The sequence below is a fragment of the Klebsiella pneumoniae subsp. pneumoniae HS11286 genome (assembly GCF_000240185.1).
Taxonomy (GTDB): domain Bacteria; phylum Pseudomonadota; class Gammaproteobacteria; order Enterobacterales; family Enterobacteriaceae; genus Klebsiella; species Klebsiella pneumoniae.
In genome coordinates this window covers 1,812,547-1,827,744 of record NC_016845.1, presented here as the reverse complement: position 1 = coordinate 1,827,744, position 15,198 = coordinate 1,812,547, and the positions used below count along the sequence as shown (strand labels likewise).

16 protein-coding genes are annotated in these 15,198 nt (G+C 58.2%); 6 read left to right on the top strand and 10 right to left on the bottom strand.

What is annotated here, in order from left to right:
* The first annotated feature begins 499 nt into the window (after positions 1 to 499).
* From KPHS_17750 to KPHS_17700, 6 genes are all read left to right on the top strand, one after another.
* On the top strand, positions 500 to 1,015 hold the full coding sequence (locus KPHS_17750; RefSeq protein YP_005226075.1) for a putative lipoprotein: 516 nt from the start codon (positions 500 to 502) through the stop codon (positions 1,013 to 1,015).
* Between the two features lie 160 nt (positions 1,016 to 1,175).
* The gene (locus KPHS_17740; protein ID YP_005226074.1) at positions 1,176 to 1,970 is read left to right on the top strand and encodes an arginine transport system ATP-binding protein; all 795 of its coding nucleotides are present in this window, start codon (positions 1,176 to 1,178) and stop codon (positions 1,968 to 1,970) included.
* Between the two features lie 20 nt (positions 1,971 to 1,990).
* A complete protein-coding gene (locus KPHS_17730; RefSeq protein YP_005226073.1) occupies positions 1,991 to 2,722 on the top strand; it encodes an arginine ABC transporter periplasmic substrate-binding protein ArtI in 732 nt (243 codons plus the stop codon).
* Between the two features lie 6 nt (positions 2,723 to 2,728).
* On the top strand, positions 2,729 to 3,445 hold the full coding sequence (locus KPHS_17720; protein YP_005226072.1) for an arginine transporter permease subunit ArtQ: 717 nt from the start codon (positions 2,729 to 2,731) through the stop codon (positions 3,443 to 3,445).
* Positions 3,445 to 4,113: an arginine ABC transporter, permease protein ArtM gene (locus KPHS_17710; protein YP_005226071.1), complete on the top strand. Its 669-nt coding sequence runs from the start codon at positions 3,445 to 3,447 to the stop codon at positions 4,111 to 4,113. The genes KPHS_17720 and KPHS_17710 overlap by 1 nt, the downstream gene beginning before the upstream one ends.
* Before the next feature lie 183 nt (positions 4,114 to 4,296).
* A complete protein-coding gene (locus KPHS_17700; RefSeq protein ID YP_005226070.1) occupies positions 4,297 to 5,028 on the top strand; it encodes an arginine 3rd transport system periplasmic binding protein in 732 nt (243 codons plus the stop codon).
* Between the two features lie 42 nt (positions 5,029 to 5,070).
* On the opposite strand, the gene KPHS_17690 is transcribed toward KPHS_17700, so the two are convergent.
* The 10 genes from KPHS_17690 to KPHS_17600 all read right to left on the bottom strand — a co-directional run bounded on the left by KPHS_17690 (position 5,071) and on the right by KPHS_17600 (position 15,084).
* A complete protein-coding gene (locus KPHS_17690) occupies positions 5,071 to 6,543 on the bottom strand; it encodes a putative signal transduction histidine kinase (RefSeq protein YP_005226069.1) in 1,473 nt (490 codons plus the stop codon).
* Positions 6,540 to 7,256 carry a putative positive response regulator gene (locus KPHS_17680; protein ID YP_005226068.1) on the bottom strand — a complete coding sequence of 239 codons (717 nt, stop codon included), beginning with the start codon at positions 7,254 to 7,256 and terminating at the stop codon, positions 6,540 to 6,542. Before KPHS_17680 ends, KPHS_17690 begins: the two co-directional genes overlap by 4 nt.
* Positions 7,257 to 7,334: 78 nt before the next feature.
* Complete coding sequence (locus tag KPHS_17670; RefSeq protein ID YP_005226067.1) at positions 7,335 to 8,462, bottom strand: 23S rRNA (uracil-5-)-methyltransferase; 1,128 nt, start codon at positions 8,460 to 8,462, stop codon at positions 7,335 to 7,337.
* Between the two features lie 41 nt (positions 8,463 to 8,503).
* Positions 8,504 to 8,992, bottom strand: a complete 489-nt coding sequence (locus tag KPHS_17660) for a DUF2593 family protein (protein ID YP_005226066.1) — start codon at positions 8,990 to 8,992, stop codon at positions 8,504 to 8,506.
* A gap of 57 nt (positions 8,993 to 9,049) precedes the next feature.
* Positions 9,050 to 9,895 (bottom strand): spermidine/putrescine transport system permease component, encoded by an 846-nt coding sequence (locus KPHS_17650; RefSeq protein ID YP_005226065.1) that lies wholly within the window; start codon positions 9,893 to 9,895, stop codon positions 9,050 to 9,052.
* A complete protein-coding gene (locus tag KPHS_17640) occupies positions 9,892 to 10,845 on the bottom strand; it encodes a putrescine ABC transporter membrane protein (protein ID YP_005226064.1) in 954 nt (317 codons plus the stop codon). The genes KPHS_17650 and KPHS_17640 overlap by 4 nt, the downstream gene beginning before the upstream one ends.
* A gap of 10 nt (positions 10,846 to 10,855) precedes the next feature.
* Positions 10,856 to 12,022: a putrescine ABC transporter ATP-binding protein gene (locus KPHS_17630; RefSeq protein ID YP_005226063.1), complete on the bottom strand. Its 1,167-nt coding sequence runs from the start codon at positions 12,020 to 12,022 to the stop codon at positions 10,856 to 10,858.
* A 130-nt stretch (positions 12,023 to 12,152) separates the two neighbouring features.
* Entirely contained in the window at positions 12,153 to 13,265 is a 1,113-nt protein-coding gene (locus KPHS_17620; protein YP_005226062.1) for a spermidine/putrescine transport system periplasmic substrate-binding component, read from the bottom strand.
* 348 nt (positions 13,266 to 13,613) lie between these two features.
* Entirely contained in the window at positions 13,614 to 14,093 is a 480-nt protein-coding gene (locus KPHS_17610) for a putative sensory transduction regulator (RefSeq protein YP_005226061.1), read from the bottom strand.
* 88 nt (positions 14,094 to 14,181) lie between these two features.
* On the bottom strand, positions 14,182 to 15,084 hold the full coding sequence (locus tag KPHS_17600; protein YP_005226060.1) for a ribosomal protein S6 modification protein: 903 nt from the start codon (positions 15,082 to 15,084) through the stop codon (positions 14,182 to 14,184).
* Between the last annotated feature and the right edge of the window lie 114 nt (positions 15,085 to 15,198).

The following is a 15,198-nucleotide window of genomic DNA, read 5'->3' as shown; positions in this document are numbered from 1 at the left end:
AGGTACAGCATTGTTTTAAGCGGCCAATGCCGTCTCCGCAGAAATTTTAACAAAACAGCTTTTGATAAAGTCCATACGCAATATACCAAAATCGGCGCCATTTCCTCTACTGGTCAAACCGCATCCAACGATGCCCGTGAAGAGCTGATTAAAAAAACAAATGAACAAGGGGGGCGTCATTGTCCCGTCCTTCGGTAATACGGATAAAAAAATGCACGTCGCCACTCGCATCTATAAGAAGAAATAATTACCCTTATCTTTCAAGAGCCATTTCCCTATTTTACGGGGTAATATTTCTTGTTCACGGGAAAATTAAGTTTATTTTTATACTGCCCTGCCTTTTAGCGCCTGACGGAATTCTGTCATCCCCGTGCCGATTTCCCGCCCTAAGGCTGTAGCCACATCAAGGTCTTAGCTCTTTGCGTCAAGTACAATCCGCACGCTATACGCTATGCTTTAACGGAAACTGAAAACGTAGTTCGCTTATAAGGAAATCATCATGCGCTACAAACTTTTTGCTGTACTTCTCCCTTGCGCGCTGGCGCTCAGCGCCTGTACGACCGTCACCCCGGCCTATAAAGATAATGGCACCCGCAGCGGCCCCTGCGTCGAAGGCGGCCCTGACGACGTAGCGCAAAAATTCTACGACACCCAGATCCAGAATCGTACTCAGGATCCGGCGGCGCTGCGCCCCTATCTGAGCGACGGCCTGGCGCAGTTACTCAATGACGCCCGCCAGGATCCCGCCAACAGCAAATTACTGCAGGCTAATCCGTTCTCCAGCAGCAGCACCCCGGCAGACAGCGCCGTGGTCGCCAGCGCCTCCACCATCCCGAACCGCGATGCGCGCAATATTCCGCTGCGCGTCGATCTGAAACAGGGCACCCAGAGCTGGAAAGATGAAGTGCTGATGATCCAGGAAGGCCAGTGCTGGGCCGTCGATGACGTTCGCTATCTCGGCAACAACAGCCATGCGCCAGCCGGGACGCTGCGACAGAGTCTGGAGAAACGCTGATTCCGGAGTTGAAGCGACGCCGCTGAAACGATAACCCCGGTAAAATGTCGGTATTCGCCCCAGGAATGCCGACATTTGCGCCCCCCTCACCCACCAGGCCATATTTTGTGCTAACTTTAAAGCTAAACGTGGTTTAGATTTAACTTTTAACGCATAAATATTGCATAACTATTCTGCCAAAGGTAGTATTTGCGGCCTCAATAGCTATTCGTATCAGACTGCCCAGATGAGTATTAAACTAAACGGCATTAATTGCTTCTACGGCGCACACCAGGCGCTGTTCGACATCACGCTGGATTGCCCGCAGGGGGAAACGCTGGTGCTGCTCGGCCCCAGCGGTGCCGGGAAGAGCTCGCTGCTGCGCGTACTCAACCTGCTGGAGATGCCGCGGTCCGGTTCGTTATCCATCGCCGGTAACCAATTCGACTTCACCAGAGCGCCGTCCGATAAAGCGATTCGCGAGCTGCGTCAGAACGTCGGCATGGTCTTTCAGCAATACAACCTGTGGCCGCACCTGACGGTACAGCAGAACCTGATCGAGGCCCCCTGCCGCGTACTGGGGTTAAGCAAGGATCAGGCGCTGGCTCGCGCAGAGAAGCTGCTGGAGCGCCTGCGTCTGAAGCCGTACAGCGATCGTTACCCGCTGCATTTATCCGGCGGCCAGCAGCAGCGGGTGGCTATCGCCCGCGCGCTGATGATGGAGCCGCAGGTTCTGCTGTTCGATGAGCCTACCGCGGCGCTCGACCCGGAAATCACTGCCCAGATCGTCAGCATCATTCGCGAGCTGGCTGAAACCGGCATCACCCAGGTTATCGTCACCCACGAAGTTGAAGTGGCGCGCAAGACGGCCAGCCGGGTGGTGTATATGGAAAATGGCCATATCGTCGAGCAAGGGGATGCCTCCTGCTTCACGCATCCGCAAACTGACGCGTTTAAAAACTATCTTTCACATTGATGTTTTTCGGGGAAATGACGATGAAAAAAGTACTGATTGCCGCCCTGCTCGCAGGCATGAGCCTCTCCGCTTCCGCCGCGCAGACCATTCGTTTCGCCACCGAGGCCTCTTATCCTCCGTTTGAGCTGGTGGACGCCAACAACCAGATCGTCGGTTTCGATGTCGATCTGGCGAACGCGTTGTGTAAAGAGATCGACGCCACCTGTACCTTCACCAATCAGGCCTTTGACAGCCTGATCCCGGGACTGAAATTCCGCCGTTTCGACGCGGTCATGGCCGGGATGGACATCACGCCGGAGCGTGAAAAGCAGGTGCTGTTCTCTACCCCGTATTATGACAACTCGGCGCTGTTCGTCGGCCAGCAGGGTAAGTTCACCAGCATTGACCAGCTGAAGGGCAAAAAAGTGGGCGTGCAGAACGGCACCACCCACCAGAAATTCATCACCGATAAACATCCAGAAATCACTACCGTGCCTTACGACAGCTACCAGAATGCGAAGCTGGACCTGCAGAACGGTCGTATCGACGCGGTCTTTGGTGACACCGCCGTGGTGACCGAATGGCTGAAGAGCAATCCGAAGCTGGCGGCCGTGGGCGATAAAGTGACCGACAAAGCCTATTTCGGCACCGGGCTGGGCATTGCCGTACGTCAGGGCAACACCGACCTGCAGCAGAAATTTAACGCTGCGCTGGAAAAAGTGAAGAAAGACGGCACTTACCAGACCATCTATAACAAATGGTTCCAGAAGTAAGACTGAATGAACGAAATTTTTCCATTAGCAAGCGCCGCCGGGATGACCGTCGGCCTTGCCGTTTGCGCGCTCGTCATCGGCCTGGTCCTGGCGATGCTCTTTGCGGTACTGGAGTCAGTGAAATGGCGCCCGGTAGCCTGGCTTGCAACCGGCATAGTGACCATCCTGCGCGGGCTACCGGAAATTCTGGTGGTGCTGTTTATCTATTTCGGCTCTTCCCAGCTGCTGCTGACGCTCTCTGACGGTTTCACCATCCCGCTCGGGTTCACGCAGATCCCGGTGCAGATGCAGATTGAGAACTTTGACGTCAGCCCGTTCCTCTGCGGGGCGATCGCCCTGTCGCTGCTGTATGCCGCTTACGCCTCGCAAACGCTGCGCGGCGCGCTGAAAGCGGTTCCGCAGGGCCAGTGGGAGTCCGGCCAGGCGCTGGGGCTGTCGAAAGCGGCCATATTCTTCCGTCTGGTGATGCCGCAGATGTGGCGCCATGCCCTGCCCGGCCTCGGTAACCAGTGGCTGGTGCTGCTGAAGGACACCGCGCTGGTGAGCCTGATCAGCGTCAACGATCTGATGCTGCAGACCAAAAGCATCGCCACCCGCACTCAGGAACCCTTTAACTGGTATATCATTGCGGCGGCAATCTATCTCGTCATCACCCTGTTGAGTCAATACATCCTTAAGCGGATTGACCAGCGTGCGACGCGCTTCGAACGGAGACCAGGCTGATGCTCGACTATTTACCCGAACTGCTGAAAGGACTGCATACCAGCCTGACGCTGACCGTGGCGTCGATTATCGTGGCGCTGATCCTGTCGCTGATCTTCACCATTATCCTGACCCTGAAGACGCCGGGGCTGGTATGGATGGTGCGCGGCTATATCACCTTGTTTACCGGTACGCCGCTGCTGGTGCAGATCTTCCTGATCTACTACGGCCCGGGACAGTTTCCTTCGCTGCAGGATTATCCGTGGCTGTGGCATCTTATCTCCGAGCCGTGGCTGTGCGCCCTGATCGCTCTGTCGCTCAACAGCGCCGCCTACACCACTCAGCTATTTTATGGCGCCATCCGGGCGATCCCCGACGGGCAATGGCAGTCCTGCAGCGCGCTGGGGATGAGTAAAAAGGATACCCTGGCGATCCTGCTGCCGTACGCCTTTAAGCGTGCGCTATCGTCCTATTCCAACGAAGTGGTGCTGGTTTTCAAGAGTACCTCTCTGGCCTACACCATCACGCTGATGGAAGTGATGGGCCACGGCCAGCTGCTGTATGGACGCACCTACGACGTGATGGTGTTCGGCGCCGCCGGGATTATCTATCTCATCGTTAATGGACTGCTGACGCTGCTGATGCGCCTGGTGGAACGCAAAGCGCTGGCCTTCGAGCGACGTAGCTAGCACCTGAGCATATTGCATAAAAAGCAAACAGCAAGGCGGACAAGTCTAACACCTGTCCGTCTTTTTTTATGACGATAAAAATACTTAATCATTTTTATTGCATATAAATTCATTTAATGGCATTGTCACTCTATGCCGCAGACACGGTGAATAATCATAAGATTGACAGACGGGAGTTCCACGATGAAAAAGTTAGTTCTGGCTGCATTGCTCACCTCTTTCGCGTTCGGCGCCGCTGCCGCGGAAAAAATCAGCTTTGGCGTCTCCGCAACCTATCCGCCGTTTGAATCGATGGACGCTAATAACCAGATTGTCGGCTTTGATATCGATCTGGCCCACGCGCTGTGCAAACAAATGCAGGCAGAATGTACCTTTACCAACCACGCGTTTGACAGCCTGATCCCGGCGCTGAAGTTCAAGAAATATGATGCGGTGATTTCCGGAATGGATATTACGCCGGAGCGGAGCAAGCAGGTGGCCTTCACCGACCCGTACTACGCCAACTCGGCGCTGGTGATCGCCAAAAAAGATGCGTTCCATTCTTTCGATGACCTGAAAGGCAAACGGATCGGCATGGAAAACGGCACCACCCACCAGAAATATCTGCAGGATAAGCATCCTGAGGTGAAGACCGTCGCCTATGACAGCTACCAGAATGCGATTATCGATTTGAAAAATGGCCGTATCGACGGCGTGTTCGGCGACACCGCGGTGGTCAACGAATGGCTGAAAACTAACCCGCAGCTGGGGGCAGCCACGCCGAAAGTGACCGACCCGCAATACTTCGGCACCGGACTCGGCATTGCCGTGCGCCCGGATAACAAGGCGCTGCTGGAGAAACTGAACGCCGCGCTGAAAGCGATTAAGGCCGACGGTACCTACCAGAAAATTAGCAACCAGTGGTTCCCGGAGTAACTTTTTTCGCCGGGTGGCGGCTACGCCTTACCCGGCGATTTCTCAAAGTGGCACGAAGAACCTGAACCGCGCCCCGCTTACCGACTCCACCAGTCTGATATCGCCCCCGTGCAGCTCCAGCATTCGTTTCACAATCAGCAACCCTAACCCACCGCGATCCTCCCGCGATGCCTGGGTAGACAACGCCGACGGCCGCTGGAACAGATCGTCGCGCAGCGCGGCATCGACGCCCGCTCCGTTGTCTGCCACTTCGACCTGAAGCTGTTGATTCTCCTGCCAGACCGCCAGACGGATCTCCCCGCCGACGGGAGTATGCCGCATCGCGTTATCGAGCAGATTGGTCACCACCCTCTCAATCATCGACACATCGGCGTTAATCAGCGGCAGCGGTCCCGGTACATCAATATGCAGGTTCACCTCGCGCGTGCGGGCAGTTAATTCAAACTTCTGCGCCACGTCGGAAATCAGCTCCCCCATCGCGAAACGCTCGCGCTGCGGCTTAATGCCTCCATGCTCCAGTCGCGCCAGCTCAAACAGCTGCTGCGAAAGATGGCGCACTTTGTTGCCCTGGCGCAGGGCGATGGTGAGATACTGCCTGCGCTCCTCGGCGGTCAGCCATTCATCCTTCAGGGTCAGCGTTTCCAGATACCCCAGCAGCGAAGTCAGCGGCGTGCGCAAATCGTGAGAGATATTGGCCACAAATTCACGGCGCTGGCGATCGCTGTCGGCCAGCCGATCCCACTGATCGGCAATCTGCCGGGCAAGGTCAATAAAGCGGTTCTCGAGCACCGCCACCTCGTTACCAGGCCGGGGCTCCGGCCTGCGGGCCGCCAGGGTTTTGATGGCGCTGATGCTGTCCTGGCCGCTCGCCGCCACCTGGGCGGTGAGCAGGCGGACCGGCCGGGTGACCCAGAACCATGCCAGCCCCCCTGCCAGCAGGCCAAACAGGGCCACCAGCAGCAGCGTCCACAGAACAATGCTCCACAGCGTTTTTTGCCAGGCGTCGGCCGCCAGCTGATTAAACGTCTCCCCCTGCAAAATGATATACAGGTAGCCGCGCAGTTGGCCGTCGACGCGCAGCGGGGCGGCGCTGAAGACTTTTCGTCCGTCGGGACTGCGCGGATCGTCGCCATACACCGGCGACGCACTGCCGGTGAGAAAAGCCTGCACCGGCGCCATGTCGATACGCTGGCGCTGGATATGGCCCGGCGGCGCCGCATCGGCCAGCAGGTCGCCATCCGGCGACAGCAGATAGAGCTCCACGCTGGGATTAAAGGTCATCAGTCGGTCAAACAGCGACTTCAGGGTTTGCCGGTTGACCTCGCCGTGGGCGTCCAGCAACGGCTCGCGGGCGACAATCTGTTGAGCCAGCCCGGACGACAGACGCTGCACCATGGCGTTGCCATACTGCGCGCTGCTGTGTAACTGGACGGCGCATACCGCCACCGCGCATAGCATCAGCAGGGAAACCACCACCAGCGCCAGCCGCTGGCTGAGGCTCAGGCGGCGGATCACGGGGCGGCCTCTTGCGTCACCGGGGCGAACTTATAGCCTTTTCCCCAGACGGTAAGAATGATGTCCGGCTCGGCCGGGTCACGTTCGATTTTACTGCGCAGGCGGTTGATATGGGTATTGACGGTATGCTCATAGCCCTCGTGCTGATATCCCCAGACCTGCTCCAGCAGCGCCAGGCGGGAAAACACTTCCCCGGGGTGGCGGGCGAAGTAATACAGCAGGTCGAATTCACGCGGCGTGAGGTCCACCGTCTCGCCGCGCAGCTTCACTTCGCGCGACAGCGGGTCGATGCTCAGGCCATGGCAGGACAGGCGCCCGGCGTCCATCAGCAGATTCTGCCCCATCGCCTCCTGGCGACGAAACAGCGCTTTGACGCGGGCGATAAGCTCCAGCAGTGAAAAGGGCTTCGCCAGATAGTCGTCGGCGCCCATCTCCAGGCCCAGCACGCGGTGCATTTCACTGGTGCGAGCGCTGATGATAATCACCGGCAGGTAGCGGGTCATCTGGCGGATACGCCGGCAGATCTCCAGACCATCGACGCCGGGCAGCATCAAATCGAGGATCACCGCATCCCAGACCTGCGTCTCCAGCCGGGCGAGGGCCTGGCCGCCGTCGGCTTCATGGACGATCTGATAGCCCTCATCCTGAAGATTGAGCCGCAGCAGCGTGGCTATATCCTCGTCATCTTCCACCAGCAGAATGGTTTTGGCCATTAGATTCCCCCCACCAATAACAAAACATGCTGCCTCAAGCTTACCCGATTTCAGCGGCGCAAAGCCTTCACATTTTGTTTAAACTTCGCGGACCAGCAGGGTCAGCACTTCGTAGTGGGCGGTGTGAGGGAACATATCAAACAGCTGGACCCGCTCAACGCGATAGCCGCTAAGACGAGCGATATCGGTCGCCATGGTGCGGGCGTTACAGCTGGAATAGATAATATAGGGCGGCGCCATGCGGCTTAAATAGTCGCATAGTTCAGCGCCAATACCGCGGCGCGGCGGGTTAACCAGCACCAGCTGCGGGGCATCCGCTTCGTGAGTGGCGAACTGCGTGGAGTCCAGCGCCTGAAAATGCAGATTGCTGAGCCCCAGCTGCGCGGCTGACTGTCTGGCGCAGGCGATGGCTTCCGGGGCGATCTCGATACCGGTCAGGCGCATCGTCGGCGTCGCGCAGTGCAGGCCAAATCCCCCAACGCCGCAAAACAGATCCCACATATGCTGGACCGGCAGCGCGCGCACCCAGTCGCGGGCCGTGGCGTACAGCCGGCTGGCTACCGCCGGATTGGTCTGAAAGAAGCTTTGCGGGCGGATCCACAGCGGCACCCCATTAAAGACCTCCCCCAGCGCCTGCTGTTCGGTGAAGAAGATCTCCTGCTCACCTTCCATGATTGCCATATGCACCGGCTGGATATTCGCCGTGATCACGCTGAGCTGCGGCAGCTGTGCCTGTAGCCACGGCAGCGCGGCGCGCAGCTGAGCCACCTTGGCCTCTGAGCGCAGCACGAAGCGCAGCATCATCTCCCCCTGCTGGCTGGCGGTCAGCAGCAGATATTTCAGCTCCCCGCGTTTGCGCGCGACGTTGTAAGGTGTTAACCCGGCGCGGGCGATAAAGGGCTTCAGGGCAGCAAAAACCGGGGCAAACTCGGCGGGATAGAGCGGGCAGTCGGTGAGGTCCACCGGAGTGCCATCGCGGTGCAGCATCCCCAGCAGCGGACGCTCAACGCTGCCGCTGACCACCATTTTAGCCTTGTTACGGAAAGCCGCCTCCGGCCCGCTGACCGGCTCGCCCCAGGCTGCGACCGGGATCGCCGCCAGCAGCGTGCGCAGATCGGCCATTTTATCGGCGAGCTGTTGCGGGACCGGCCGCTCCAGCCATTGACAGGAGCGGCAGCGGCCGGCGTCGTAGAGTGCGCAATGCATAATTGACCTTCAAAAATCCAGGGGCGGGGATTGTATCACCGTTATTGCAGGCGGAAAAAGCGACGGCAGTTCGCCGGCACGAACAGCAGCGTCAGAACCAGCAGATCCGGCAGTTTTTGCATCACCAGCGAGTGGAAAATCTCTCGTTTTGATTCCCCGGGAATGCTGAACAGCTCCGGATACCCGTAGCCCAGCGACGCCGCCCACAGGTAGCCGGCAGCGATAATCTGCGTCAGCAGATAGATCCAGCGCGCCCAGTTGCGCCCTTTCACCAGCGAGAAGGCGCACCAGATCTCGATAAACACCAGCGCCAGGCTGCCGAGGAAGACCAGCGTCAGGTTCCAGGTCTGAACGCTGCGGTGTATGAATTCGTTCAGCCCCTGCAGGCCCAACAGATTAAGGATCATCAGCAGATCCAGGCCACGAATCAAAATAATAGCAAAGGCCGCCACCTGCACCAGCGCAGGGACGTTAAGGCGGGCATGCGATGAGCGAGTTTTCGTAAACAATCCCAACGTAATGTCTTCCATGAAAACGGCGCCACAGGGTGGCGCCGACCGGAGGCTGCTGTACCGATTTTAGGTGGTTCAGCCTTGTCTTGCACGCTGGATATCGCGCACTCGCTGCTTTTCTGCGCGGGCCATCAAATACCAGGCGATAAAACCAACAATACCGACCACGCCGAGGATGAGCGTCGCCAGGGCGTTGATCTCCGGGTTGACCCCCATGCGCACGCTGGAGAAGACCAGCATCGGCAAGGTCGTGGCCCCGGGACCGGAGACAAAGCTGGCGATCACCAGGTCATCCAGCGACAGCGTGAAGGCCAGCAGCCAGCCGGAGATCACCGCCGGCATAATCATCGGCAGCGTGATGACGAAGAAGACCTTCAGCGGCGCGGCGCCAAGATCCATCGCCGCCTCTTCAATGGAGTGGTCCAGCTCGCGCAGGCGCGAGGAGATCACCACCGCCACGTAGGCGGTACAGAAGGTGACATGCGCCAGCCAGATGGTCAACATGCCGCGGTCCGACGGCCAGCCGATGGCATGTCCCAGCGCCACGAACAGCAGCAGCAGCGAGAGACCGGTGATCACGTCCGGCATGACCAGCGGCGCGGTGATCATAAACGCGAAGCCGTTGGAGCCGCGAAAACGCCCAAAGCGCACCATCACCACCGCGGCGATGGTACCGAGGATCGCCGCCGCCGTCGCCGCGCAGGCGGCGATGGTCAGGCTCAATCCTACCGCGCTCATCATCGCATCATCGTGGAACAGTTCGCTATACCAGCGCGTCGACCATCCGGCCCAGACCGTTACCAGCTTCGAGCTGTTGAACGAGTAGATCACCAGCATCAGCATCGGGGCGTAGAGGAAGGTGAACCCGAGCACGAGGATCAGAATGCGCCACGGCGAGCGTACTACCGGCAAGTCGTTCATCCCTGCTCTCCCATCTGTTTTTGCTGGTGCTTGTGGAACCACATGATCGGCACGATCAGCAACAGCAGCATGACAATCGCCACCGCCGAGGCGACCGGCCAGTCGCGGTTGTTAAAGAACTCCTGCCACAGCACGCGGCCAATCATGATGCTGTCCGGCCCGCCCAGCAGTTCCGGGATCACGAACTCGCCGACCGCCGGGATAAACACCAGCATGGAGCCGGCGATAATGCCGCCTTTGGTGAGCGGGACGATCACCTGGAAGAAGGTCTTCAGCGGCCGGGCGCCGAGATCCAGCGAGGCCTCCACCAGCGAATAGTCGATGCGGGTCAGCGCGGTGTAGATAGGCAGCACCATAAACGGCAGATAGGCATACACGATACCGATGTACACCGCCAGGTTGGTGTGCAGGATCTCCAGCGGCTGATCGATAACCCCTAACCACAGCAGGAAGTTATTCAACACCCCGTTGCTCTTCAGCAGCCCCATCCAGGCATAGACGCGGATCAAAAACGAGGTCCACGACGGGAGGATCACCAACAGCAGCAGAATATTACGCGTCGACGGCTTGCTGTGCGCCACCGCCCAGGCCAGCGGATAGCCCAGCAGCAGGCAGCAGATCGTCGAGATACCCGCCACCTGCAGCGACTGGAGATAAGCTTCAAAATAGAGCGGATCGTCAGTCAACTGTAGGAAGTTGGCAAAGTTAAGCGTCAGCGTCAGCTGGCCGTCCGCCCACTCCATCAGCTCGGTGTAGGGAGGGATCGCCCGCGCCATCTCGGCAAGACTTATCTTGAACACGATCAGGAACGGTAGCATAAACAACAGGATCAGCCACAGATAGGGCAGCGCAATCACCAGCTTGCGGCCATGCGCCATCTGCAGGCGCGCCGCCCACAGCGCGAAGCCGCCCGGTTTTTTCGCCCCTGACGGGGATTCAACGGTATTCATCGCCCTCTCCTCACACCGTCAGCACAACGCAGCTGTCAGCATCCCAGCATAAACGCACCTCATCGCCCCAGGTGGGCGTCCCTTTCCGATGGCGGTGTTCATTCTGCAGCTGGGCGCTGATCATCTGCCCGCTTTGCAGGCGCACATGATAGATAGAGAGATCCCCCAGATAGGCGATATGAATCACCTCGCCGACGGCAAAATTGTAGCCGTCCGCCGGCGGTTCATCGCACAGCATGATCTTCTCCGGACGCAGCGCCACCCAGACCGGCACGTTGTCCACCACAGAGGCGTCGGGGTCGACCTTCAGCGGATGCATCAGCCCCGGCGAGCTTAGCACCAGACCGTCTTCCAGACGCTCCTTCACCAGCCCTTCAAAGACGTTCACCGAGCCGATAAACTCGGCGCTGTAGCGGGTGGTCGGGTGCTCGTAAATCTCTTCCGGTTCGCCAATCTGCACAAACTTGCCGCGATTCATGATGGCGATACGGCCCGCCATGGTCATCGCCTCTTCCTGATCGTGGGTTACCATCACGCAGGTCACGCCAACGCGCTCAAGAATATCCACCACCTCGAGCTGCATGCGATCGCGCAGCTTTTTATCCAGCGCCCCCATCGGTTCATCAAGCAGCAGCAGCTTGGGCCGTTTCGCCAGGCTGCGCGCCAACGCGACGCGCTGCCGCTGGCCGCCTGAGAGTTGGTGCGGCTTACGTTTGGCAAACTCCTGCATATGTACCAGGGCCAGCATCTCCTGCACCCGGGCGGTGATTTCCGCCTTAGGCAGGCGGTCCTGCTTCAGGCCGAAGGCAATATTCTGCTCAACGGTCATATGGGGAAACAGGGCATAGGACTGGAACATCATATTAATAGGCCGCTGATAGGGCGGCACGCGCGCCAGATCCACGCCGTCGAGCATAATTTGCCCGGCGGTCGGTTGTTCAAAGCCCGCCAGCATGCGTAGCAGCGTCGATTTCCCGCAGCCTGACGCGCCCAGCAGAGCAAAAATTTCGCCTTTGTAGATAGTGAGACTGACGTCGTCGACCGCATGCTGGCCATCAAACGACTTGGTTAAGTTACGGATTTCCAGTAGCGGGGTCAGCGCTTTGGGGGCTTTCGCCTGTGGGCGGGGCATTACGTCGTTCAATCGGGTGCTCTCCGGCAAAAAAACGATCACCATATGGTCCGGTGCCATACTTCGTGCTTAACAGTGCATTTGCACCATCCTGGTGCTTCTGCTCGCCGGGCGCGCTGCTATTTCCCGGCGAGTGCAGATCTGATTTGGCCCGTGTTCGACGGGCCGTCAGGAATTATTTGCCGCTCTTCACTTTGGTCCACGCGCGGGTGCGCACGCGGTCAATCTTCGGATCCTGCACCTTCAGCGTGAACAGTTTGGCGAACACATCCGCTGGCGGATAAATCGCCGGGTTGTTACGGATAGTCTCGCTGACCAGCGGTGTGGAAGCCTTGTTGCCGTTGGCGTAGAACACCTGGTCGCTGATTTTGGCGATGACGTCCGGACGCATCAGATAGTTAAGGAACTGATAGGCTTCATCTTTATTCTTCGCGTCGGCCGGCATGGCAAAGACGTCAAAGAACGCCAGCGCGCCTTCCTTCGGAATAAAGTAGGAGACATTGACGCCGTTCTTCGCCTCTTTCGCGCGGTTGGCCGCCTGCCAGACGTCCCCTGCCCAGCCGATCGCCACGCAGATGTCGCCATTGGCAAGGTCGTTAATATATTGCGAAGAGTGGAAGTAGCGAATGTTCGGCCGCAGCTTCAGCAGCAGATCGGTCGCCGGGCCGGTGTAATCATCCGCTTTGCTGCTGTTCGGATCTTTGCCGAGGTAGTTCAGCACGGTGGCAAAAATCTCTTCCGGCGCGTCGAGGAAGGAGACGCCGCAGCTTTTCAGTTTTTCGAGGTTCTCCGGCTTCAGCACCAGATCCCAGCTGTCCACCGGCGCATCTTTGCCGAGAACGGCTTTCACCTTATCCACGTTGTAGCCAATGCCCGTCGTCGCCCACAGGTAAGGCATGGCGTATTTATTCTCCGGGTCATGCTTGGCGACCAGCTTCAGCACTTCGGGGTCAAGGTTCTTCCAGTTGGGCAGCTTACTTTTATCCAGCGGCTGGAACACGCCCGCCGCCAGCTGGCGTTCGAGGAAGCTTGCCGACGGCACCACCAGGTCGAAACCGGTGCTACCCGCCATTAATTTGCCTTCCAGCACTTCGTTGGAATCAAAAACGTCATACACCACTTTAATCCCGGTCTCTTTTTCGAAATTCGCTACCGTGTCCGGCGCGATATAATCAGACCAGTTATAAACATGCAGGGTTTTTTGTTCGGCGGCGAGCGAACCGGCAGAGACGGCCATCAGCGCACCCGTAACCAGACCTGTTAACCATTTTTTACCAAAGGCGGTCATATCTCTTTTCCTTCTCAACGCCCGTTAACTTACGGGCTCAAATATACGCATTTCTACGCATGCAAAAATCATGCATATTTTTTCATTGCCTGAGAAAAGGAGAGCGGATCTCTCCCGGAGTGGTTGCTCGCAACTGGAAGCATCGCCAGAATAACTGTAGCCAGAATAAGAGGCTATAGCCCAGGTAAAAAAACGCCTTTTATCAAATTTTTATGCAATAACGGTCTACGTGATAAGCCAAAACGGCCTGAATGGCGGTGAATAATGCTTTAAAGAAAGGTTAAATGCAGAATAAAAGCGGGTAATACGCAGCCGCTGCGGTAGTGGCTGCGCTAATTTTAGGCAGGTTTAGTGAAGAAAATGGTATTGCACGTTTTCCGCCGCAGGCTCTTCTTCTTCGCCTTTGTACAGCAGCTGATTTGCGCCGGCTTCGAGGATTACCATCGAGATCTGCTCTTCGCTTTGGCGGAAGAACCAGGCGAACTGCTCCATGGTCACCCCTGGGCCGATAGACAGCGACTGGCAAACCACCAGCTTGGGCAAATTATCGTCCTGAATGTCGATAAACGCCTTCACGGTTAACGAGCTGGCGTTGATGGCCGAGAGATCCGCCGACAGCGCCAGCAGGGCAGACGGCTTCACCTCCGCCAGGGCGGAAAAGAGCACCACGTTGTCCACCAGGTCAATTTTGGCATCAAAAATACCGTCGAAATTCTGCATATGCGGCAGGTGCAATGCCTGACAGGAATCGCACTCAAAAAAGCTGATGCCGATCTCGTCCAGCCAGCGACGTAGCGTATCCAGACCTGGAACGACCAGTGAATCCATAGTGCCTGTGACCTCTTACAGTGGAAAAACGACGCCATAGCTTACGCAAAAAAAGCGCCGCATACCATGGCCGTCTTGCATCCGGCGGTTAGCCGCCTATTTTCAAACAGAATTCCGGCGTCGCCTGGCGCTCGATCCAGGCGATCATCTTGCCGGCGACATCCACGCCGGTGGTGGTTTCCACCCCTTCCAGCCCCGGCGAGGCATTCACCTCCATCACCAGCGGCCCGCGGGCGGCGCGTAAAATATCGACACCGGCGGCGTCCAGCCCGAGAGTTTGCGTTGCCTTGATGGCAATGGCCCGCTCCTCGTCGCTAATCTGCGCCACCGTGGCCATGCCGCCGCGGTGCAGGTTAGAGCGGAAATCCCCCTCTTTCGCCCGCCGCTCGATCGCCGCCACCACCTCATTGCCGACCACCAGGCAGCGGATATCGCACCCTTTCGCTTCGGCAATGTATTCCTGCACCAGAATATGAGCGTTCAGTCCGCGAAAGGCGTCGATCACGCTCTCCGCCGCCTGGCGGGTCTCCGCCAGCACCACGCCGATCCCCTGGGTGCCCTCCACCAGCTTCACCACCAGCGGCGCGCCGCCCACCATGGCGATCAGATCGCTGGTGTCATCCGGGGAGTGAGCGATGCCGGTCAATGGCAGATCGATGCCCTGGCGCGCCAGCAGCTGCAGCGAGCGCAGCTTATCGCGAGCGCGGGTGATGGCGACCGACTCATTCAGCGGATAGCTTCCCAGGAGCTCAAACTGGCGCAGGGCCGCGGTGCCATAGTAGGTGATCGCCGAGCCAATGCGCGGGATCACCGCATCAAAGTGCGGCAGCTGACGCCCTTTGTAGTGGATCGACGAGGCCACCGGGCTGACGTTCATATAACAGGAAAGCGGATCGAGGATCTCGATCTGATGACCGCGCTGTTGCGCTGCTTCGCGCAGGCGCCGACATGAATAAAGCGTTCCATCCCGGGATAATATGGCAATTTTCATCCTGCACCTCTGCGAAAAGACCCGCTCTGGCGGGCCTCAGCTATCGAACACACTTTCACCTTTCCTGCGGCCGGCGGCGGATATCACCTGGCCGGAGCAGCAGTGTACACGTAA